The organism is Bifidobacterium sp. ESL0682, assembly GCF_029392815.1.
Classification (GTDB): domain Bacteria; phylum Actinomycetota; class Actinomycetes; order Actinomycetales; family Bifidobacteriaceae; genus Bifidobacterium.
Genome location: NZ_CP113942.1, coordinates 1,515,680 through 1,534,125, shown reverse-complemented (window position 1 = coordinate 1,534,125; position 18,446 = coordinate 1,515,680). Strand labels below are relative to the sequence as shown.

The 18,446-nt window shown below is 60.5% G+C and carries 21 protein-coding genes; all 21 read right to left on the bottom strand.

Going from position 1 to position 18,446, the window contains the following annotated elements:
* Nucleotides 1-20: 20 nt before the first annotated feature.
* Nucleotides 21-308, bottom strand: coding sequence for a hypothetical protein (locus tag OZX57_RS06545; RefSeq protein ID WP_277161890.1), 288 nt, complete (start codon nucleotides 306-308; stop codon nucleotides 21-23).
* 86 nt (nucleotides 309-394) lie between these two features.
* On the bottom strand, nucleotides 395-1,021 hold the full coding sequence (locus OZX57_RS06540; RefSeq protein ID WP_277161889.1) for a hypothetical protein: 627 nt from the start codon (nucleotides 1,019-1,021) through the stop codon (nucleotides 395-397).
* A complete protein-coding gene (locus OZX57_RS06535; protein WP_277161888.1) occupies nucleotides 1,018-2,115 on the bottom strand; it encodes a hypothetical protein in 1,098 nt (365 codons plus the stop codon). Before OZX57_RS06535 ends, OZX57_RS06540 begins: the two co-directional genes overlap by 4 nt.
* Before the next feature lie 2 nt (nucleotides 2,116-2,117).
* On the bottom strand, nucleotides 2,118-2,891 hold the full coding sequence (locus tag OZX57_RS06530; protein ID WP_277161887.1) for a hypothetical protein: 774 nt from the start codon (nucleotides 2,889-2,891) through the stop codon (nucleotides 2,118-2,120).
* Between the two features lies 1 nt (nucleotide 2,892).
* On the bottom strand, nucleotides 2,893-6,492 hold the full coding sequence (locus tag OZX57_RS06525; RefSeq protein ID WP_277161886.1) for a hypothetical protein: 3,600 nt from the start codon (nucleotides 6,490-6,492) through the stop codon (nucleotides 2,893-2,895).
* A gap of 198 nt (nucleotides 6,493-6,690) precedes the next feature.
* Nucleotides 6,691-7,125: a hypothetical protein gene (locus OZX57_RS06520; RefSeq protein ID WP_277161885.1), complete on the bottom strand. Its 435-nt coding sequence runs from the start codon at nucleotides 7,123-7,125 to the stop codon at nucleotides 6,691-6,693.
* A 122-nt stretch (nucleotides 7,126-7,247) separates the two neighbouring features.
* Nucleotides 7,248-7,835, bottom strand: a complete 588-nt coding sequence (locus OZX57_RS06515; protein WP_277161884.1) for a hypothetical protein — start codon at nucleotides 7,833-7,835, stop codon at nucleotides 7,248-7,250.
* 35 nt (nucleotides 7,836-7,870) lie between these two features.
* Entirely contained in the window at nucleotides 7,871-8,335 is a 465-nt protein-coding gene (locus OZX57_RS06510; RefSeq protein WP_277161883.1) for a minor capsid protein, read from the bottom strand.
* The gene (locus tag OZX57_RS06505) at nucleotides 8,332-8,694 is read right to left on the bottom strand and encodes a hypothetical protein (RefSeq protein WP_277161882.1); all 363 of its coding nucleotides are present in this window, start codon (nucleotides 8,692-8,694) and stop codon (nucleotides 8,332-8,334) included. Before OZX57_RS06505 ends, OZX57_RS06510 begins: the two co-directional genes overlap by 4 nt.
* A 9-nt stretch (nucleotides 8,695-8,703) precedes the next feature.
* On the bottom strand, nucleotides 8,704-9,042 hold the full coding sequence (locus OZX57_RS06500) for a hypothetical protein (RefSeq protein WP_277161881.1): 339 nt from the start codon (nucleotides 9,040-9,042) through the stop codon (nucleotides 8,704-8,706).
* A 1-nt stretch (nucleotide 9,043) separates the two neighbouring features.
* Complete coding sequence (locus tag OZX57_RS06495) at nucleotides 9,044-9,484, bottom strand: hypothetical protein (protein WP_277161880.1); 441 nt, start codon at nucleotides 9,482-9,484, stop codon at nucleotides 9,044-9,046.
* Between the two features lie 3 nt (nucleotides 9,485-9,487).
* Nucleotides 9,488-9,874 (bottom strand): hypothetical protein, encoded by a 387-nt coding sequence (locus OZX57_RS06490; RefSeq protein ID WP_277161879.1) that lies wholly within the window; start codon nucleotides 9,872-9,874, stop codon nucleotides 9,488-9,490.
* A gap of 97 nt (nucleotides 9,875-9,971) precedes the next feature.
* On the bottom strand, nucleotides 9,972-10,901 hold the full coding sequence (locus tag OZX57_RS06485; protein ID WP_277161878.1) for a P22 phage major capsid protein family protein: 930 nt from the start codon (nucleotides 10,899-10,901) through the stop codon (nucleotides 9,972-9,974).
* Between the two features lie 22 nt (nucleotides 10,902-10,923).
* A complete protein-coding gene (locus OZX57_RS06480) occupies nucleotides 10,924-11,493 on the bottom strand; it encodes a hypothetical protein (protein WP_277161877.1) in 570 nt (189 codons plus the stop codon).
* 64 nt (nucleotides 11,494-11,557) lie between these two features.
* Nucleotides 11,558-12,691, bottom strand: a complete 1,134-nt coding sequence (locus OZX57_RS06475) for a phage minor capsid protein (RefSeq protein ID WP_277161876.1) — start codon at nucleotides 12,689-12,691, stop codon at nucleotides 11,558-11,560.
* Entirely contained in the window at nucleotides 12,688-14,268 is a 1,581-nt protein-coding gene (locus OZX57_RS06470; protein ID WP_277161875.1) for a phage portal protein, read from the bottom strand. The genes OZX57_RS06475 and OZX57_RS06470 overlap by 4 nt, the downstream gene beginning before the upstream one ends.
* 20 nt (nucleotides 14,269-14,288) lie before the next feature.
* Complete coding sequence (locus tag OZX57_RS06465; RefSeq protein ID WP_277161874.1) at nucleotides 14,289-15,614, bottom strand: phage terminase large subunit; 1,326 nt, start codon at nucleotides 15,612-15,614, stop codon at nucleotides 14,289-14,291.
* Nucleotides 15,615-16,022: 408 nt separating this feature from the next.
* Entirely contained in the window at nucleotides 16,023-16,505 is a 483-nt protein-coding gene (locus OZX57_RS06460; protein ID WP_277161873.1) for a helix-turn-helix domain-containing protein, read from the bottom strand.
* Nucleotides 16,506-16,699: 194 nt separating this feature from the next.
* Nucleotides 16,700-17,452 carry a hypothetical protein gene (locus OZX57_RS06455; protein WP_277161872.1) on the bottom strand — a complete coding sequence of 251 codons (753 nt, stop codon included), beginning with the start codon at nucleotides 17,450-17,452 and terminating at the stop codon, nucleotides 16,700-16,702.
* 71 nt (nucleotides 17,453-17,523) lie between these two features.
* Nucleotides 17,524-17,982: a hypothetical protein gene (locus OZX57_RS06450; RefSeq protein WP_277161871.1), complete on the bottom strand. Its 459-nt coding sequence runs from the start codon at nucleotides 17,980-17,982 to the stop codon at nucleotides 17,524-17,526.
* Complete coding sequence (locus OZX57_RS06445; RefSeq protein WP_277161870.1) at nucleotides 17,972-18,445, bottom strand: hypothetical protein; 474 nt, start codon at nucleotides 18,443-18,445, stop codon at nucleotides 17,972-17,974. The genes OZX57_RS06450 and OZX57_RS06445 overlap by 11 nt, the downstream gene beginning before the upstream one ends.
* Nucleotide 18,446 lies beyond the last annotated feature (1 nt).

The window sequence follows — 18,446 nt, the reverse complement described above, 5'->3', positions numbered from 1 at the left end:
GGTCACTTCCCTTGTATATGTCAGAGGGCGAGACTCCAATAGCCCCACCCCAATATCTCCGTACTGTCGGAATCATCGCTCGGCCACGCGCGAATACGCCACTCGCCGCCCTGACGCTGCATCCAGACGTTCGTCACGAACGCGGTAGCGGGTATTGTGGCGACGGCGAACCCGTCGGCGGTCAGCCGGCACTGCTGCGAATACCACACCGCACCCGACGGCGAGCGCAGCTCCAGCACACCCTGCCAGCGCAGCAGGTCAACGGGCTGGAATCCTCTACCGTCACCACGGTCCTGCGTCCAGCGCACCCCGATCGTTTCCGTGCCGCCGCGGTGCAGGAGGATGTCCCCCTGCCCGGCAGCCTGCTGATCACACTCATGTGTTCCCCTCTTCCTTATGCGGTCTCGTAGGCGATGCTGGCGACCACCACGGTGCGGGAGGCCGCCACCGCCGACGACGGCGTAATCGCGATGCCGCCGTCGGGCAGCAGCTCGTAATAGCCGAGCGCACCGGCATCATCGGCTCCCGCCAATGCTCCTGAAACCCGGCTGTGGGGCCGGAATCCTTCAGGTATGCGCTGCGTGTAGACGGTGGTCGTGCGTGCCGGCAGGGCCAAGCCCACCGGATTCCGTCCCACGCTTACGGTCGCCAGATCGCCCATACGCGCGAAGTCGAAGATCCCCGCCGAAACGCGCGTGACCCCCGGCGACACCGCGCGCCTGGATTTGCCGTCGTCGAACCACGCGCGAACGCTCGACGTGTCAGCGACCAGCAGCACGCACGGCACCGACGGGCTCGACGCAGGCAGCGATGACACTACGTACACCGGCACCCCGCTGTTCTGTTCCACGATGGCATCGACCTTCTTCTGCAGGTCGGTAAAATGCTGGTCTTGTTCCCTGATTTTGTCGACGCTTGCATAGGTCTGTGTGCGCTTGGGGCGGGAGGCTTCGTCCAGCTGCTTCTGCATGGAGTTCAGACGCTCGACTATCCAACGCAATGGGTCGTTGCCGCTGCTCATTTCACCTCCACTGTCAGAAATTCGTCCGAGAAAGAGCCCTTGACGCTTTCCACGCGCAACGTCAGCTGTGTACGGCCAAGAACGGGGTCGTCCGTATGCAGGCCGATGGAGTCCCCGGCGAGCACGTTGTGCTCGCAGCCGATGCGCAGCTGATAGGTGTCCTGCCCATGCGAGCCTGCCGAGACGGTGCGTCGGGCGTACCCCTGCAGGCTGCCGAGGCTCGCTTCGGTCGAATGGCTCAGGTCGCCGCCCTGCAATAGGGGATATCCGTCATCGGTGAGCGCGGAGGAGTCGGCCCTGGCCATGAAGGCCTTGTCGTCGTTCGACCCTCCGACCTCCCATTCCTGCCCGATCATCTCCTGCCCGTCGTCGTCCACGTCGGTGATGATGACCCGCTGCTCCGGGGCGAGCGGGTTGAACGCCCATGAATGTTCGGCCAGCGTGCCAGACGCCTTGAAACGGTAGCGGAGAGTGTTGTCTGCGATGTATGGGTCAAAACGGGTCTCGTAGCCCCGCTGGGTGATGTCGCCCATCGCGTCGGAGATGGTCTTGAGGTCGGTGATCAGATACTTGATGCTCACGCTTCCGCCTGCAACCGGTGCGGGCGAGTCGACGGGCAGCGGCCCCCATTGCAGGGCTATCTGGACGAGACGGTACAGCACGTTCGGCCCGGTCGCAGAATATTCCACGCTCATGCCTGCTGCAGGATGCTGGTCGTCGATGACGATCTGGCGGTCCACCCATCCGGCACGGTTCGCGGGGTCGATGGCCAGACGTTTGCCGAGCAGGGTCATCATGCTGCCGCACGTGTATTTCAGCTCGTCGGACGCGCTTTCTCCGCCGATGGTGTAGTGGCGTGAGACCACGGGGCCGGCGTATCTGACCGTTTCGCCTTGTAGGACCGCCAGCGTCGCCTTCCATGGTTTTACTTTGGCCCAGACGGATTTTCGTGCGGTTTGGTCGGTGAGGGGCACGGTCACGTTGAGGCTGCCTTTGCCATTGCGTTCGTCGGACCAGTCGCATTCGCTGACGGGTATGCGGGTGATATAGGCTCCGGTGACGGTGTCGTAGGCATTGACGGTCAATGGTTCCATGCTTACCTCCATGCGGGGCAGAAGGACAGTGTGGTCTTCGCCGTCCGGTCCGCGGACACGGCGATGCTGTTGGCGCCGGGCTGGATGGCGAACAGGTCGTCGTCCGTGATGCTGCCGCTGCTGGGCGTCAGATCGCTGAAATCGATGTCGAGGCTTGCGGCGTTGCCCGACCACTGTACGGAATGGCCGCCGGAGGCTACGGAAAGGCTGGTGACCGGGCCGTCCACGTGGATGGATGGGAGGCTTGGGGCCATGCCGTTGTCTTCGATGTGCAGGGTCCCGCTCCCTGTGAGCGTGCCGGCGATGGGGTCGCCGAGTTTCAGCGGGTCGAGGCTGAGGATGAGTGTGAACCGTGTCGATTCGACGCCCGGCCATGACTGCGTTATCGGCTGTGTGAGTATCCCGTCGCTGTGCCTGCGGCCCAGCCCGTCCTCTACGGCCAGACGGACCCGTTGCGTGACAAGGCTGTTCAGAAGGTCGAGGAACCGCAGGTCGGCCAGAGACGACGACTGCCGCGACCACCGGTGCTGGCTGCGGCGGCAGTGCAGGGTGACGGTGCGGTGCGAGGTGAACAGGCGGAGCGGCATGTACGAGCCGTCGCCCTGCGGGTTGACGACCGGGGAGTTCCGCTGTTCCAGCGAATCGTACCAACCTTCCGGCATGGCCGACAGGAACGCCATATTGTCGGGAAACGGGTCGTGCCCCCACTGCTCATGGCTGTCGAGCAGGATGATACCGTGCTCGGGACGTCCCTTCGGCTCTACGGTGATTCTCAATTCACACCTCCAGTTTCTGCCTGAACAGCTCGTACGTGCGTCGTGCGGTGGCATCGGGGTCGCCGTTGCCTTGCACGATGATCTGTATCGGCCGCGTCTCGTGTTTCCGCTGGGGAATGCGGTCGACTTCCTCGCGTGTTCGGTAGACGGGTTTCGGATTGTGCAGACTGCTGCGGAACGCGTAGACGGCCTTCTGCCCGCCCATCGCGCGCACATCGTCAACCGTGAGCACATGTTCGCCCGGGTTCAGACGTGCATTCTGCAGAATCACATTGTCCTTGACGGGCGAATACGGGCCGGTGACCGCCCCTTCGAACTCGCCGCCGGAAGCATAACCTTTCAGGAAGGACCTGCCGTCAAACTCCCCGCCCGTATAGCCCTTACCAAGACCTGCTGCGAATGGAACCCCACTATTGTCGAAGTTGCCGCCTGTCTCGATATTGTTATGGATATAATCCGTGACAATCCTGAAATACTTGTCGTGGATTTTTTCCTGCTCGACCGTCGCCACGACACCGGATGCTTGGTCAATTGCGCGTAGTACTGATTGCTTGTCGTTCAATGTTGAAGCGTTGGCTATGCCTAGGGCCGACATGTACTGGCCGTTGTCTCCGATCAGCAGGCCAGTATGCGGGTCTATTTTCCAGCCGTTCGTCTGAGCTAGCTTCTGCCAGTATTCATTGTTGTCAGCCTTCAATTGCCCGGTCTTGGTATCGATGGCAGCGCCATTGGCGATGGCCAAGGCCACGTCATACTGCTGCTTGTCCAGAGTGAGCTTGCCGGTCTTGTCGTCGATTTTCGCCCCTGTGACTTTGGCGATGGCATCCATGGCCTTTTTGTTGTCGCCGGTGATGGTGATGGTCTTCTCATCCTTGGAAACGTTGGCGGCCGTGACTCCGAGATTCTTCAGCTCGCTCTTCGCCTGGTCGTCGTCCACCATGATGTGGGTCGTAGGGTCGGCGGGCATTTTCATGATCTGGTCGAGCAGTGCGGACACCTGATTGCGGTTGAGTCCGTTGGCTGCCGCCACATCGAGAATCTTCTGTCTGGATTCCGTCAAAGACTGGTTCGCATCCAGATACGCCTTCTGTGACTTGCCCTCGCTGTTGATAATGGAATCCGCTTCGTCCTGGGCGTCTTTCACAGTTTGCTCGATGAGCTGGTGGTTCTTCGCGCCGTACGTCGTGTTCACGTCCATGCTCGTGGCTTTGGCCTTGCCGACCTGCGAGATGTTCTGCCTGATGGTCGAAGCCATCGTGTCGAACTGCATCGTCAGCGTACTGGTAGCCTGATCCAGATTCTGCGCCTGCCCGTTCAGCAGGTCTAACGCCGACTTGTAGTCCTTGGCCGCAGCACTCGCCTGCGTCTCCGCATTCTGCAACCGGGTCCACTCGCCCTGGCTCAAACCGAGAATCTGCGCCTGCGCCGAAAGCTTCGTCGTCGTATCCTGCGACGCCGCAGCAACTTGCTTCTGGTCGTCCGCAGCCTTCTGATAGGCCCCGTGCTGCTCCTTCACCGTATTCAGCAGCTGTTGTGCCGCCTTCGCGTTCTTGTCCTGATACACCGACATGCCGTACTGCGTGGTCGTGTACGTCGTACCGGAATCGATGGTCTTCTGCAGACTCTTCGTCAGCGAATCATACGCGTCGTTCTGCCCGGTGATAGCATCGGTCACCTTGCCTTGAGCGATGCCCAGCTGGCCGGCGGTGTCAAGAGCACCGGAATCTTTCGCCTGCTTGGCGACGCTCTTCGCGACATTCTGGTCAACGACCCCGTTCGACTGCTGCAGCGCCGACGTGTAATCCTGCTGCGCATTCGTGGCCTGCCTGTTCTTCCCGGCAACCGCAGCATACGCGGCACCAAGCAGCCCCACAGCCACCGTGACCGCTCCCAACGGTGTCGCCAACGAAGCCAACGAGGCTGCAGCCTCACCGCCAGCAAGACCCTCCATGGCCGCCTGCACGCCCTCGATGATAGGAGTGATGGCACCAAACAGTTTGAAAGCCGTATAAGCGGCCATCGCCCCGGTCGCCAAAACCGACAGAACCGGCGTGGGAATCGCCTGGATCACATCGCTGACATCGGTCACGGCCGTGAGCACAAGGCTGCCCCACGGGCCGAACGCGCTGGCCACATGGCCTGCTGCGCCGATCAGGCTGGACAGCGCCGAGCCGACGGAAGGCAGCGTGGAAATAAGATAGGAGACGAACTGCTTCGCGCCGCTGCCCGTACCCCAGCTGGCGAACTTCGCGGAACTACGTTCCAACCCGGAATCCACACTCACCAACACCGGCGTCATCTCCCGCAGCAGGCCCAATACCCCCTGCAACGCGTTGCCGCTGATGGTGCCCAGACCCCGGCTGAACATGCTCACATCGCCGTTGAGCACCGGCATGCTGCCATGCAGCTCCCCAGCAACCTGGTTCATGCCGGACAAATAGGCCACTGCACCCGTATTCGAAAGCCTGTCCATGTCATTGCCAAGGGAACGCAGATCTGCACTGTACTGCTGGCCAGTCAGAGACCCCTCGTCCATGGCGGTGTTGACCCCGCGGAACGCGAGGATGCCGGAGGCCGCCATCCCGATCAGAGCTGTACCCGCGCCAGCGGCGGCACCGGCGATGGGCACAAGAGCCGGCGCGACGAGCAGCAGTGTGTTGCGGAGCATGTTCTGGGACGCCGCCTGCCGTTCCGACGCGTCAGCGTTGGCGTTCTTGGCCGCAGTATCCGTCTCGGTGGCCTTGGCGTCGGCCTGCGAGGCTGCGGCGCCGGAACGTTTCGCCTCGGCCACCCTGTTGGTTTGCGACGCCTCCCTGCCGCTGGCGGAAGCGTCTGCCGTTGATGCCGTGGCATCGGCCTGCAATGCGACTTCGTATTCGGCCAGTACGAGGTTGAGTTTTTTCTGGGCTGCGGCCTGCTCCTCTTCGACACGTGTCGCAGCAGCCTCGGCGGTCATCAGGCTCGACTGGCTGAACACGGTCTGAGACTGCACCGCGTCCAGTTCCGAATATGCTTCCGACAGGCGGGCGTTGGAACGTTCCAACGATGTTTCGGCAGTTCTCACGGCCTCGATCTCGCCGACGGCCTTGCCGGTCTTCGCATCCACGATCACCGTATGCGTCTTGGCGGCACCATCAGCCTTGGCTGTCACCTCGTCGATACGGGCCATGGCCTCGTCCACGCGAGCATCCACGCGCATCTGGACACGTTTGGCCTCGAGATCGTCGGCGACCGTAGCCACCTGCTCGACCTTGCCCATGGCCTCCTGCACATCGGCGCCTACCTGGACTTCCTTCTCGTCGCCGGTAGCCTCGTCGACAGTGGCGGCGACGGCCTGTATCTTGCCGACCGCCTCATCCACATCCGCATCCATGCGAATGTCTTTCGACTCGTCACCCAGCTTGTCGGCCTTGGCGGTGACCTCGTCCATCTTCTCGACGGCCTCGTGCACGTCCGCGCCGATACGGAGGTCGGTGTCGCCGTCGCCGTGCTTCAGCTCCTGTTCGGCGGTCTTGGCCTTCTCGATGCCTTCCATGTAGTCGGTGATGTCGAGCTCCAGCAGCCCCTTGATGCTGCCTACTTCGGTGCTACCGCTGGCCATGGTCCTTGTCCTTCCGTTCCGCTTCCAACGTTCTGCGCAGTCTGCCGTCCACGCCGATCAGCCCGATGACGCGGCGTGCCAGCCACGGCCACGGGCGTTGTTCCAAGAGCTGCTTGTTGTCGAGTTCGAGCTGGTACCGCTCCTGCGCGTCGGCGACCAGCAGGTCCCAATGGTCGAGCAGTTGGGGCCATGTTGGCGCTATCGTGCCTCCGTGGGCTTCTTCCGGGATGTCTTCGTACCATTCGTAGAGTCCGGTTTCCGGGTCGTATTTGCCTCGTCCCGCCTTGCGGATGCGGTCAGCCGTTCGAGTGCTTTTGGGTCGCCGCCGGTCTCCCACATGGCTTCGGCGCTCCTGCGGCCGTTGGTGAAGTCGCTGATGACGGTGAGGTACACGCGGTTGAGGGCCTGCCAGCTTATATCGTCGTTGATGAGCTGCTGTTGGACGTCTCCGAGCAGGATGCCGGCGATGTCCTCGACTTTGGCAGGCTGGCCGTCATCCTTCTTGCCGCTGCGGATCCACTGCCATGCCTTCAGACCGTCGGCTGCGCTGACTGCCGGAATGGTGTAGGTCTTGCCGCTGATGGACAGGTCCAGCGGTTCGGGTGCGATGTCTTTGAAATCCTTGAATGTCATTGTTGCTCCTGGGAAAGTGCCATTGCTGCTCTGCCGGTTGAATTAGAGAAGTCCCGCCTCTTCCCGGAGCAATGACAGGAAAGTGGAGGAAAAGGCGGGAAATGTTAAATGGTCTGCCGAAATTACTCGGCAGGTGTGGCGGATGCTGTGTCTTCGGTAGATTCGTCGATGGAAGGCACAGTGTATGAGGCGGGATTTTCCGGAGTCGTACCGTCGCCGGACACCGCGGATTCGGTGGAGGGCGTGGACGGGGAACTGGGCGCCGGAGAAGATGCTGCAGGGTTGTCGATTTCCTCGCATACACCGTCGCCGGTGAAGGTGATGGACACCTCTTCGAGGTCGGCGACGCCGGTCTTCGACTGCGTGTACCCGACGATGGCGCGGCCCTGATGGGCTTCCGGCATGCCGTTGCGGTCGTACCAGCGCACGTAGAGTCGCGCGTCCTCGCCGAACTTGCCGACGCATTTGCGGCACAGTTCCTGTCCTTCGTCGAACCTGTTGGCGGTGATGATGCGGTTGGCCTTGCATTCCAAAGACCACGTGTTCATCGTGATCTCCTTGGAACCCCAGCCCTCGTTCTCATAGTCGTTCGCGTCCTGCAGGGTCGGGTCGAACTTCGGGTTGAAATCCGTCAAGCCATTTAGGGGATTCCATGTAGTGCCGTCCTTCGAGATTTCGACCTTGAAGCGGCGTGCCAATGCGATGGTCATGATGATGTTCCTTTCGTTTTTGTTTTCAGGATTGTTTACCAGGTGCCGGTTGTCGGCCGGAGCCTGGTGGGAGGCAGGTCGAGGTCCACGTTGAACTGGACGGCGGTGACCCACCGTTTGCTCTCGTCCTGCCCCATGTTGACGCCGTTGCGCTTCCAGCACTGGGTGATGCTCACCCCGTCGCCGAGACCGAGGCAGGTGAGCCCGTCGAGCTGCTGCCTGCACAGGTCGGCGAGACGGTCGCTGTCGAGCGGCTTGCCGGGCAGCCCTCTGCAGGCGGTCTGCAGTATGCCGGATTCCCGTGGCAGGCTCGGGTCGGATTGCATCGGCGTCCAGTTGAGAATGATGCACCGGTCGGGGCTTGTGGGCATGGTCTTCATGATGATGGCCGTGTCGGTAACCTCATACGGTTTGCCGGTCCGGTAGACGCCGATATCGTGGTCGGCGAGCAGCTGGGCCACGCCTTCAAGCAGGGCGGCAGTGGGGTTGTATCCACTCACAGATCCTCCTTCAATGCGTCGGCCATGATGTCGATGCAACGGTCCTTCTCGGTGTTCATCGCGGTGGTCAGGAAGAAGCTTTGCCCGTTGTCGTGGCGGAGCGGGGCGCCGAACCGGCCGTGCCGGTAGAAGACGCCGAACTCCTGATAGCGTGCGTACGGGCCGGGGAACACGACCGTCAGATGGCCGTCTCCGGTCATACGCACGTCGGCGGAACCTGCAAGTGAGCCGGATTCCTTCGGCGCGAGCTCGGCGCTCACCTGCCTGATATGCTCTCCGGCCTGCATGAGCCCTTTGGTACGGGCCCGGTTGGCGCCCTTCTCGAGGTTTGAGAAGTCGAACGAGCCGTCGAACTTCATGCTTCTCCTTCAGACGAGATTGACGGTCGTATGGTCAGGCAGCCCCAACGGCCCGCTATCGGCCACATCGACCAATGCCACGCGGCCTCTGGAGACTTTCGTCCCATCGGCTGTTACTTGCAGCACCTCGCTGTCCTGCCGGAACAGGGGAGCATATTGGTTGCTGCAGATGACGGTGGTGGAACCTACGACCTGCTGCCCCTGCTGGTCGCGGATTAGTTTCGACTGGTCGTTGATGAAGCACGGGACGGCATCGGATTCCGTATAGATGTCCTCGCCGTCGCCGTTCACGCCTTCCGACGTGCGGACGACGGCACGATGCACGTAGAATTCGTCGAGCTCGTCCATATCAGCCTCCCAGCCACGGCGAGCCGCCAGACATGCCGGCCGCATCGAGTATCCGTCGCGCGGTAGGAGCGATGCCCTGAGCCACTTGCAGCCGTGCTTCGGCCTCGCTGTCCTGCTCGTTTTTGTTGTAGGTTATCGACGCGCCGTTGATGCTTTTCGACGTCTTGGTGCGGGTGTCGACCGCCCCACCCCTGTCGGGGTCGATATCGAGCTGCAGCATGGCCGTGGCATGGGCGCACGTGGCATCACGCATCGCTTCCTTGGCGCGGCGACCGGTAGGCAGGCCTTGCCCGTCAACCGGGTAGACGCATAACGCCGTGTATTCACGGACGGCAAGGGAACCGGCGTTCAGCAGCGAGTCAAGGTTCTGGGGAAGTTCTGCGTTCTCTTTCAAACCTCGGTACTGGCGCCAATCCTCTTTGGTCGCATACACGGGTTGCATGGTTTACTTGTCCTTCTTGGCGTCGTTGGCAGAGGCTTTCTTGTCGGCGGCAGCAGAAGCCTGTGAGGTTGCCGAAGCCGTTGGCGCAGGAGTTGCTGCGGGGACCGGGTCAATCGGTGTCTGTGTGGCTTCAGCATCGGCTTTCTGGAAGGCGGCAAGCTCCTGCGCATACTTGCGCTTGGCCACGAGTTCCTTGGCCGAGTAAACGATATGCGGGTCAACTTCACCAAAGAGCTGAGGATTTGACTTCCTGGCGTCCTTTTCCTTCAGCTCCTCGTAGCCGGGCTTCAGCTGGATGTTTCCGGCATCGTCCCTGACGGTGAGGTATTTGTCGTAGTGCTCGTCGCTGACGGCCTGCACGCCGCCCTCGGCGTTCTTGATGTACTTCAAAACAGTCTCTTTTCGTTTGGATATGGGTGTGCGCCGTGGAGTTTGACATGATTACCGGCCACGACGCACACGATTGAAACGAACCATTAAAGAATATTTAATGGTTCGTTTTGATTAGAGAGAGGACGACGAAGCCCTTCTCGTCGCGCAGCTTCTTGACACCGTAGAGGATGTCGAACGTGGTCTGCACTCCGAGGTCATCGTGGTCGTAGCTCATCGAGCAGCGGACGGTCAGACCCGAAACGGGGTCGGCGACGACGGACTGCACGGTACCGGAACCGGTCGGGGCCATAGGCAGCGCGCGGGACGCGAGGATGATGGCACCGGGATCGAACGCGAGGTTGTTGGTCACGGTGGGGGTGCCTTCGACGGCGGGCACGAGCTGTGATTCGTGCAGCTGGAGGCCATAGATGCGGCCGAGCTGGCCGGTGGTCACATCCCCGCGTGAACCGTCGTTGAACGCGAAGAAGCTCTGCAGGGAATCGTCGGCAAGCAGCGCGGCGGAATCCTTGGTGCTCATGACCACATGGCGGTCGCCTGCCGGCACCTTGTTGTCGGTGAACTTCTTGTTGATGGCGCGCAGCGTGGCGGCGTCGATGTTGGTGCCGGCGGTGCCGACGGAGCCGCTGAACTGGCTGTAGATGTTGAACAGGTCGGTCTCCACCTGCTCGGCGAGGGCGATGATCTGCGCCTTCACGTACTGCTGTTCGACGAGCGGGGTGGCGACGGCCTTCGCGAAGTCCTCGATCTCGACCGTCACCTCCTTGTGCTTGTCGAGCTTCACGGCGGTGTCGCTCGTGTTCGGCACCTGCTTGGTGACCGGTTGGCCCTGCACCTTGTCGTGCGCCTGCAGCGTGCCGACGTAGGGGATGTGCAGGGTGTCGCCGACGTTGAACGTGGCCACGTCGGCGTCCTTGGTGACCATCGGAGCGAGGACGATGTTGCTACGCAGGATCTCCAACGCCTCGTTCGCCCACACCTGGGGGATGAACGGTGCGATTGCGCCCGTGGTGATGTTGTCTGTCATGGTGATGTTGCCTTTCTAGAGCTTAACGGATGCGTCCCTCGGACATGGCCTTGAGGATCTCATCCCGGTGTTCGTGGTAGAACTTCTGGTCGCTGACCTGCGCCTGTGTGAACACCGGCGGCTGGTTGGAGCCGGCGCCAACGTCCACGCCGCTTTTGGAGGCCGGCTGCGGGGTCTTGAAATCGAGCAGCGCCTTTACCTGGACGTCGAGCGCGTCCTGCGTGGTGGCTGTGAGCAGGCTGACGGGGATGTTGTTCTTGGCTGCCGTTTCGGCTTGCAGGGACTTGACCTGTTGGGCTTCGAACTCGGCCTTGTATTTCGCGGCTTCGTCCTGCGCCTTCTGCAGCTCCGTCTTCTGCGATTCCTGGAACTCGTCGAACTGTTTGGCTTTGTCGGCGTTGGACTTGGCCTGAGCCTCGTTCTTGCGCGACATGGCCTTCCACTTCTCGGCTTCCGCTTTCCAGTCGGTGACTTCGGCGTTCTGGCTTTCGGTGCCGGTTGCGTCTTCAGCACCCGTTGCGGGGTTGGAAGTCTGCTGGCCTTCGAGGTTTTCACTACCGGTTTCGGTGTTGCCGGCTGCTTGTTCTGCCATTGTTGTTTTCTCCGTTTCGGATCTATTTATTATTTGCGGCTGCCCGTTTCGGACGGCCGGGAAATCATTTGGTGACGACCTTTGGCCTCAGACCGAGGTCGACTTGTTCGCGGTGCGGCCGTCGCAGCAGGCCGGTGGAATCCGTGAGCGCCTTGAGCTGCGTACGGTAATCGCGTATCTTCTTGCGTGCCTCGGAGCGCATTTCAGGTGCGGGGGAGGCGAGCAGCACGCGCTTCTGCGCCCGTATCCTGCGTTCCAGTTCGCGCTGCTGCTGCGATGCTTTCCACATGCGTTCGTCGTCCTTCGACCATTCGCGTGGCTTCTGCATTTTGTCGCCTTCGTGCCAGGCGACGATGCTGTGTTCGCAGTTCGGGTGGAACAACCCATGTGCCCTTGCCTCGTCTATGGTCGCGTCGGCCCTTGGGTCTGGAGTACGGCTTAAAAGTTTGCCCTGCCATGCGAAGCAGAGTGGGCAGGTGCGGACGTGCGTGGGGACGGTGAACAGGCTGATGCCTGCGGCCGTCATGACCTGTAGGTGCGCTTCGTTCAACGCGCGCATCGTGGCGGTCCTGACGGCCATCTCCACGTAGCTGGAAAGCTGCCATTCACGTCCTGCACGATCGGTGAACCCAGTCGTGCCGTGCTGCAGGAGGTCCGTCATCATCCGCTGCTGCGCGACTTTGATGGGATCGCCGTTGGTTTGGACGCTGTGGGTGGCGGCGCCTGCGGCGGTGAGCTTGTAGATGTCGTTCTGTTGTCGCAGGATGCGGGCGCGGATGCTCTTCAGCTCGGTCTGCAGGTCCACGCGTATCGCGTCGGTGGCGCGCTGGCCGAGCGGCACGGTGAAGTCGAACCGTGGAGGCTCCGGCGGTTGCGGCGTCCCGACATGCGACGGCGGCGAAGGCGGTATGTGCTTCGCCTGTTCCGCCGTTTCATGCCGGACGCTGTCTACCAGATTCTCCAACAGCACTGGGGTCTGCGAATCCAACCGGCTGACGATCAGCCGACCCTGCTGCTCCATGTAGCTGACGGCCGTCTGAAGCTCGCTGCCGTACTTGGCGTTGCGGATGCGGCTGAACGCCTTGCCCAGTGACTTGACCCACATCATGTCGCCCCACACATAGAGCGCGATGAGCGCATCTGCCGCGCTGCTGGGTGACTGTTGTTCCTGTTCGGTTTGTTGTGGCTGCTCGCTCACTGCTCGGCCTCATCGTCGTTGTCGTCGTTTCCGTCATCTTCCTTGTCTCCGGTGAAGGACGGCAATTGGATTGAGGGTTCGCCGATGGCGGGCATCGACTGGTCGGCCTTGATGAGCCCGACTTCGGCTGCCACCTGCTCGTCGTTCCAGTTCGGGTGGAGCATCTCCACCCTGACCTTGATGGAAGCCGACTCGGCCGAGGCGAGCATGTTGAGGGTCTGGGCCATCGTGTTCAGCGAATCCGTCGCCGCCGGCGGGAACTCCACGCTCGGTTTAGCTTCACCGCGCTTCGGACCGTCGAAGACGTAGCTGTTGACGTCGAGCAGGGCGGAAAAGAGCCTGACCAGCTGTGGACGCCAGTAGAGTATCTTCGAATCGCGGGTGAGCATCGTGAGACGTTCGCGCTGCTGGACTTCGGTGGCGGTCATGGCCACGTCGCCCGAATTGCCGAACGTCGAGGCGCTGAACCCGCAGGCCGAATAGGCCCGCTCCACGAGTTCCTCGCAGGTCTGCTTGTGTTCCTCCCAGCGGATTGAAGGCTGGAAGGTCTCCAGCATTTGCCCCTGATTCAGTGCACTGCCCGGCTGCCCGTTGAGCGGGGTGAAGATCTCCTGATCGGTATTGAACGAGGCTCCATGTCCGGGGCCGTGCTGCTCAAGCATCTGACGGTTGACGAACACCCGTGCCTTGCCGAGCCTGATGTCACGCATCCAGCTGGTATAGGCCTCGTCCAAGGCGTCGAATATGCCTTCGGCCCCTTCAAGGTCGCTGCGTCCCAGGTGCATGCTGGCGGGATCGTTGCGCAAACGGCGTTTGGGTTTGACGTTCGGGACGTAGACGGTGGTGAGCAGCGTGCTGCCGGTGCTGATGCCGCTTTGCGCATCCACTTCTAGTCCTTGGGTGACCGGGTGCGTGTCGAGCGGGACGCGATGGCCGAGCATGGTGTCTGAACCGGATTCGTAGAGGGCGTATTCGATGCGTCCGGAGGAATGCTCTTCGAGTAGCCGGTAGTCGGCCTTCGAATGGTCGAGGTGGGGCAGATCGCTCCAGAAGGTGACGGATTTGAGCCGTCCGCCCAATCCGAACACGGGGAGCGCATGGTCGGGTGCCACGGCTGTGATGAACGGCTTGGCGTCGATGCTCCGGTCCCATTGGATTTTCAGGTAGGTGCCGCCGAACACGCTGGCCAGTTCGCCTGCCTGCAGGAGTTCCGCGTGTGCACTGTCGTCCAACAGGTCAGTGAGTGCGGCAGCGAGCTTGTCGTTTTGACTGTCGTCGTCCATGCGGATGGACGGCATTTCGCTGAACAGCTGTTCGCCGCTCATTCTCGCGATTTCGGCAGGCAGCGGCAAGTGGAACTTGACGGGTCGCTGTTTGGCGTCGGCGGGTGTGGGGGTGCCCCAGAAGAAGCGTTTGACATGGCCGAACAGTCCGAGGCTACCATTGGTCTCGTTCATGTACAGGGTGCTGAGTGCGGTCTCGTCGCCTGCGTACCAGGCGTTTTCGTGCCGGTATTCGTCCTGGATGCGGTTCTCGCTGATTGGTGGCCAGATGGTGTCGTTTTCGGGCATTGCCATGATGAGCCTCCTTCAGGGTTTCACATGTTCAAGAGTGGCTGCCATTCGGTTTCGGTGCTGGCTATGGCGTAGCGGAGTCCGTCGAGCGAATGGTCGGCCTGTTTGATGGGCTTGTCGATGCCTTCGTCGGATGCTTTGGGGTCCCAGCAGTAGCCGGGGAACTCCTCGATGAGGCCTTTGCATTTGCTGCTGATGTGGAGCTTGCCGGTGTCGAGGAGGTTGGCGACCTTGCTGATGCCGTAGCTGACGTTGTTCTCGCCGTCGCCGAGATTCTGTATGCCGTCCTGTGCGAGCTGCACCTTCCATGATGCTGCGGCGGGGTCCACGAATATCCATTCGGGCTGCAACGCGGTCTCATAGGGGAGGTGCGGGGTGTTGAGCCATGTGCGGAAGCGTCGGCTGAGCTCGCCGTCGGTGATGCGCGGGTTTCCAGCGCGGCTGTCGTAGCGGAACTCGTCGATGGCGTACAGGTCGTGGCCGGTTATCCGACCGTACTGGTCGTGGTTGGCGTGGAGGCCGAGCATGATGCCGGTCGAGGCGTTGGTGGTGCCGTAGTCGCAGCCGACCGCGAGGATACGGCTCATCTGCGGCAGGTCATGCCAGTCGATGACGTGCTTGCCGGGGTCCCACATGGGGTAGACGGAGCCTTCTGCCGCGACCCATTCCGACTCGATCATGCGCCGATACCAGAGGCCCGTATACTGGCGCTTCAGCTCCTCGATGTACTGGGGGTTGTGCCTGACCAGCCACGTGTTGTCTTCGAGAACGAACGTGACTCGGTACAGGTTCAACGCCTTGTTGAAATCGTTATGGTGTTCGACGCCGTTCTTGTCGACCCACAGTCTGGCACGGTCGAGCCACTTGCGCTTCAGCCAATGCTCGGGCCCTTCGGGGTTGCAGGTCAGGAACAACCGTGCTCCCGGAATGCTGAGACGGCTGACCAGCATCGTGAACGCGGACTCTGGAATGACCGCAGCCTCATCAAGCAATGCGCCAGCCAGCGTGAGACCCTGTATCTTGGTCTGCGCTTGAGCGTCGTTGAAACCGACGATCAGGCATTCGCGGCCGAATATCGAGCACATGCCCGTCGCACGGGTGTATCGGATGCTCTTGGGGCCGAACCATTCGATGAGCGGGTGTATGAGATTGTTGGCGACGGTACGCTCCGTACGTCCGCCGATGAGCAGCAGCCCCTGCGGTCCGTGCAGGCAGTAGTGAATCCAGTAGAGCAGGTCGCCGACCGTCTTGCCGCTTCGCACCGCTCCGTCGAAAGCGACGATCTTCGCCCACTCGGGGATTTGGATGGCGGTCTTGGCTTTACCGGTGAGGGGTTCCAATGATGGCATTGTGGCTTCCTATAATTTATTTTATAGTAAGGAGAGCGATTATGAAACTAAAACTAAAGAAGTTCAAATATAGTAGAAAACAAAAGAAACTTATACGGTTCGTTTTTATTATTTCGATTATTGCCGCATTAGTCATTTCTTTTTATAACCCGTGGGGCTTGATAATTAATCTCGGTATTACGGTGTTGCTAAGTTTAGCAGGGGATTATGAATGTAAAAATACGATTATTGTTTATCTTGGGGTTCTGATGGAATTCTAGCTGGAACGTTCGTAGCCGAATTCGTTAAAGCAGTAAATGAAGCAGTAAATGTAGGATCAACAGCACAAGTGATTATGCCACTGATAATTTCAGCGCTCATGGTTACTTGGGGGTTCATCAAGATAAAGCATCTCGATAAATGGCAAATCTAAAAATCGATTCCTAATGTTTTAAGATAATCATCGATAACCGTCGTTGAAGCTTCCGACTGCTGATCAACCCGTTCCAAATCAATCGACCGTTGCAGGGCGATGCCCACGCTGGTCATGAGGTTGCGGATGACATCGGCCGAAGGCTTCTTCATCTCGTGTTCCAGATACTTGCCGGACTGGGTGAACGAGTACACCGGATAAGGCTTGTGCAGATCCTCGAGCAGCAGGGCCGCCTCGTCCAGCAGCCGGTTCTTCAGGTCGGCTCGTTTCGCCGCCGCGTCCGCCGACTTGGCTTTGGTCGCGTTCATGGTGGCCCCACGGTCGAAGGACAGGCCCATCAGGTCGGCGTATTTCTTGACGGTGCTGTTGGACCGGTGAAGCGTCTTGGCGATGCTGTTGAGGCTTTTGCCCTGTGCGTGGAGTTCGCGTATCCTGTCCTGTTCGGCTTGGGTGACGTTGTGGTGCTTGTGCTGTGCCATGAGCGGCCTCCTTCCGAAAGGCCTTTCATGGCGTGGAGGTGTTGGAATGCCGGAAGCCTGCATGCTTTGGAACCGCTATTTGAACCATGTTGACAGACCGCCGGCAAGAATGCTGTGGATATGAGAAAGGGTCGAAACCTGCTGGCTTCGACCCAATAATCCACTGACAATTATCGGTTTCACTTTTGATTTTGTCAAGCGGCTCCCGCGATTTTCAGCCGGTAGATGTCGCAGTAGGCGTATTCGGGTTTACCGTCCCGAATGGTTTGGGGCTTGATTTTGCCTCGGCTGGCCCAGAGGTTGATGAGGTTGCGTCGCATGGTGATGCCGCTGTCGGTGAATGCCTTGCTGATTTCCGAAGCGGTGCCGGTTTTGGACTGGTCGAAACAGAGCGTCTCGAGGCGTTTGAGTTTGACGGTGAGGACACGTTGCTCGATGCCGCAGACTGGGCAGGTGACCCATTGGTCGCGGCTTCCGGCGGTGAGCATGATGCCGCACAGCGGGTTGGTGCAGGTGCCGATCTCGCGTCGTTCCTCAGGAGGGTCGAGAATATTGTCCGCTTTTCTGGCGAGACGTTCGTATTGGCTCATGTACATGCCACAGTCGCGGAACGTGGCCAGTCTGTCCGCTGCTGCACAGTCGCAGAGCATATCGAACAGGGGGAGCGGCTGGGGTTCTCCGAGGAGGATGCGGTGGAGTTCGCCGGTGATGCTGTCGATGAGGTCGAGCAGGTCGAGGACCTCGAGCCTGATTGGTGTGGGAGGCGTGGCGAGAATGGTGCGGCCGGGTTGGTGTCCGCCTGGGTGGAGTGTGGCGTCGAGGGAGTCGTGGAGCGGGCGGAGGTCGCTGGCGGTCTGGTAGAGGAGGATGGCGAAGCGGAGTTCGCAGTTTTCGCAGAGGGTGTGTTGGGGGTCGGTTGGTTTGTGGCAGTGCTGGCAGGTGTTCATGGTGCAGGTTTCCTTTGGCGACGGTAGAATGGTGATGCTGGTCAGGGCCCTGCCGTCGTGGTGGGGCTTTGCTATTCCTGCGGTTTCAATTCGCTAAGTGGCGTGTGCCAGATTTTCTCGAATGTTTTGATCTCCTGTTCCGTGAGCTTGATGTTGGTGGGGAATGGTTTGCCGGGTTTGCGTGACTGGCGTGGCGGTTTGAATGGTGCTGTGCTGATGGGTGCGAGCCGGCAGTCGTGGAGGCTGAGGTATTGGCCGTCTGGTGTGATGCCGTATCGTCCGCACACATCCTCGAGCTGAGCCTGTCGCAGTCCCGGTATCCATTTGATGCAGGTGAGGGGGCGTTCGAGGATGATGGCGATGGTGAGATTGTCGCCAGTGATGATGCCGGGATCCCATGACTCCCACACGCCCTGCCTGCAACTGACAATCCATCGTCCGCATCCTTCGCACCGTTGCGCTTCGAGTTTGGCAAGGTTGCCTGACGGGCAGAGGATGCGCAGCCAAGACGGCTTGGATTCACGAGGCACGGTCGCGTCCCTCCCAGTGTTTGCGTTCTATCTCGTCCGCGTATTGCTGCCATGCTTTGGCGTTGACGCATTGGACTGGTTCGAAGCCGAAGCGTTTGATGCATTGCGGGCAGACGGAAGTCACGTAGACGGGCTTGTCGCCGTGGATGATGGTGCATCGCTGCATTTCGCAGGAGGAACAATGTTGTCCGCACAGATCGCAGGCCACGTAATCCTGAGTGACAAAATAGCCGGGTTCGGGCGGGTCGATGAAGTCGTTGCCGTCCAGCATGAGACGGAGGTTCTTGAGTATCGCCGATGCCTGTCCGAGGTGTTGCGCAGCCTGATTCCATTCGTCGGGGTTGCCCTTGTCGGTCAGCAGGATGTGGTCGCGGAGCGTGTCCATGTCTGTTCGGGCTTGGTTGATCTCGTTGAGGATGGTCAGCGCGAGCTGTTGGCTGATGATTAGGTTCTTGTCTGTCATT

What these genes read in the sequence shown, in the direction of transcription:
- OZX57_RS06480 (WP_277161877.1), bottom strand. Translation starts at nt 11,493, where the DNA reads ATGGCAGAACAAGCAGCCGGCAACACCGAAACCGGTAGTGAAAACCTC.
- OZX57_RS06485 (WP_277161878.1), bottom strand. Translation starts at nt 10,901, where the DNA reads ATGACAGACAACATCACCACGGGCGCAATCGCACCGTTCATCCCCCAG.
- OZX57_RS06540 (WP_277161889.1), bottom strand. Translation starts at nt 1,021, where the DNA reads ATGAGCAGCGGCAACGACCCATTGCGTTGGATAGTCGAGCGTCTGAAC.
- OZX57_RS06500 (WP_277161881.1), bottom strand. Translation starts at nt 9,042, where the DNA reads ATGGACGAGCTCGACGAATTCTACGTGCATCGTGCCGTCGTCCGCACG.
- OZX57_RS06455 (WP_277161872.1), bottom strand. Translation starts at nt 17,452, where the DNA reads ATGAACACCTGCCAGCACTGCCACAAACCAACCGACCCCCAACACACC.
- OZX57_RS06525 (WP_277161886.1), bottom strand. Translation starts at nt 6,492, where the DNA reads ATGGCCAGCGGTAGCACCGAAGTAGGCAGCATCAAGGGGCTGCTGGAG.
- OZX57_RS06505 (WP_277161882.1), bottom strand. Translation starts at nt 8,694, where the DNA reads ATGAAGTTCGACGGCTCGTTCGACTTCTCAAACCTCGAGAAGGGCGCC.
- OZX57_RS06465 (WP_277161874.1), bottom strand. Translation starts at nt 15,614, where the DNA reads ATGCCATCATTGGAACCCCTCACCGGTAAAGCCAAGACCGCCATCCAA.
- OZX57_RS06535 (WP_277161888.1), bottom strand. Translation starts at nt 2,115, where the DNA reads ATGGAACCATTGACCGTCAATGCCTACGACACCGTCACCGGAGCCTAT.
- OZX57_RS06460 (WP_277161873.1), bottom strand. Translation starts at nt 16,505, where the DNA reads ATGGCACAGCACAAGCACCACAACGTCACCCAAGCCGAACAGGACAGG.
- OZX57_RS06495 (WP_277161880.1), bottom strand. Translation starts at nt 9,484, where the DNA reads ATGCAACCCGTGTATGCGACCAAAGAGGATTGGCGCCAGTACCGAGGT.
- OZX57_RS06470 (WP_277161875.1), bottom strand. Translation starts at nt 14,268, where the DNA reads ATGGCAATGCCCGAAAACGACACCATCTGGCCACCAATCAGCGAGAAC.
- OZX57_RS06520 (WP_277161885.1), bottom strand. Translation starts at nt 7,125, where the DNA reads ATGACATTCAAGGATTTCAAAGACATCGCACCCGAACCGCTGGACCTG.
- OZX57_RS06445 (WP_277161870.1), bottom strand. Translation starts at nt 18,445, where the DNA reads ATGACAGACAAGAACCTAATCATCAGCCAACAGCTCGCGCTGACCATC.
- OZX57_RS06515 (WP_277161884.1), bottom strand. Translation starts at nt 7,835, where the DNA reads ATGACCATCGCATTGGCACGCCGCTTCAAGGTCGAAATCTCGAAGGAC.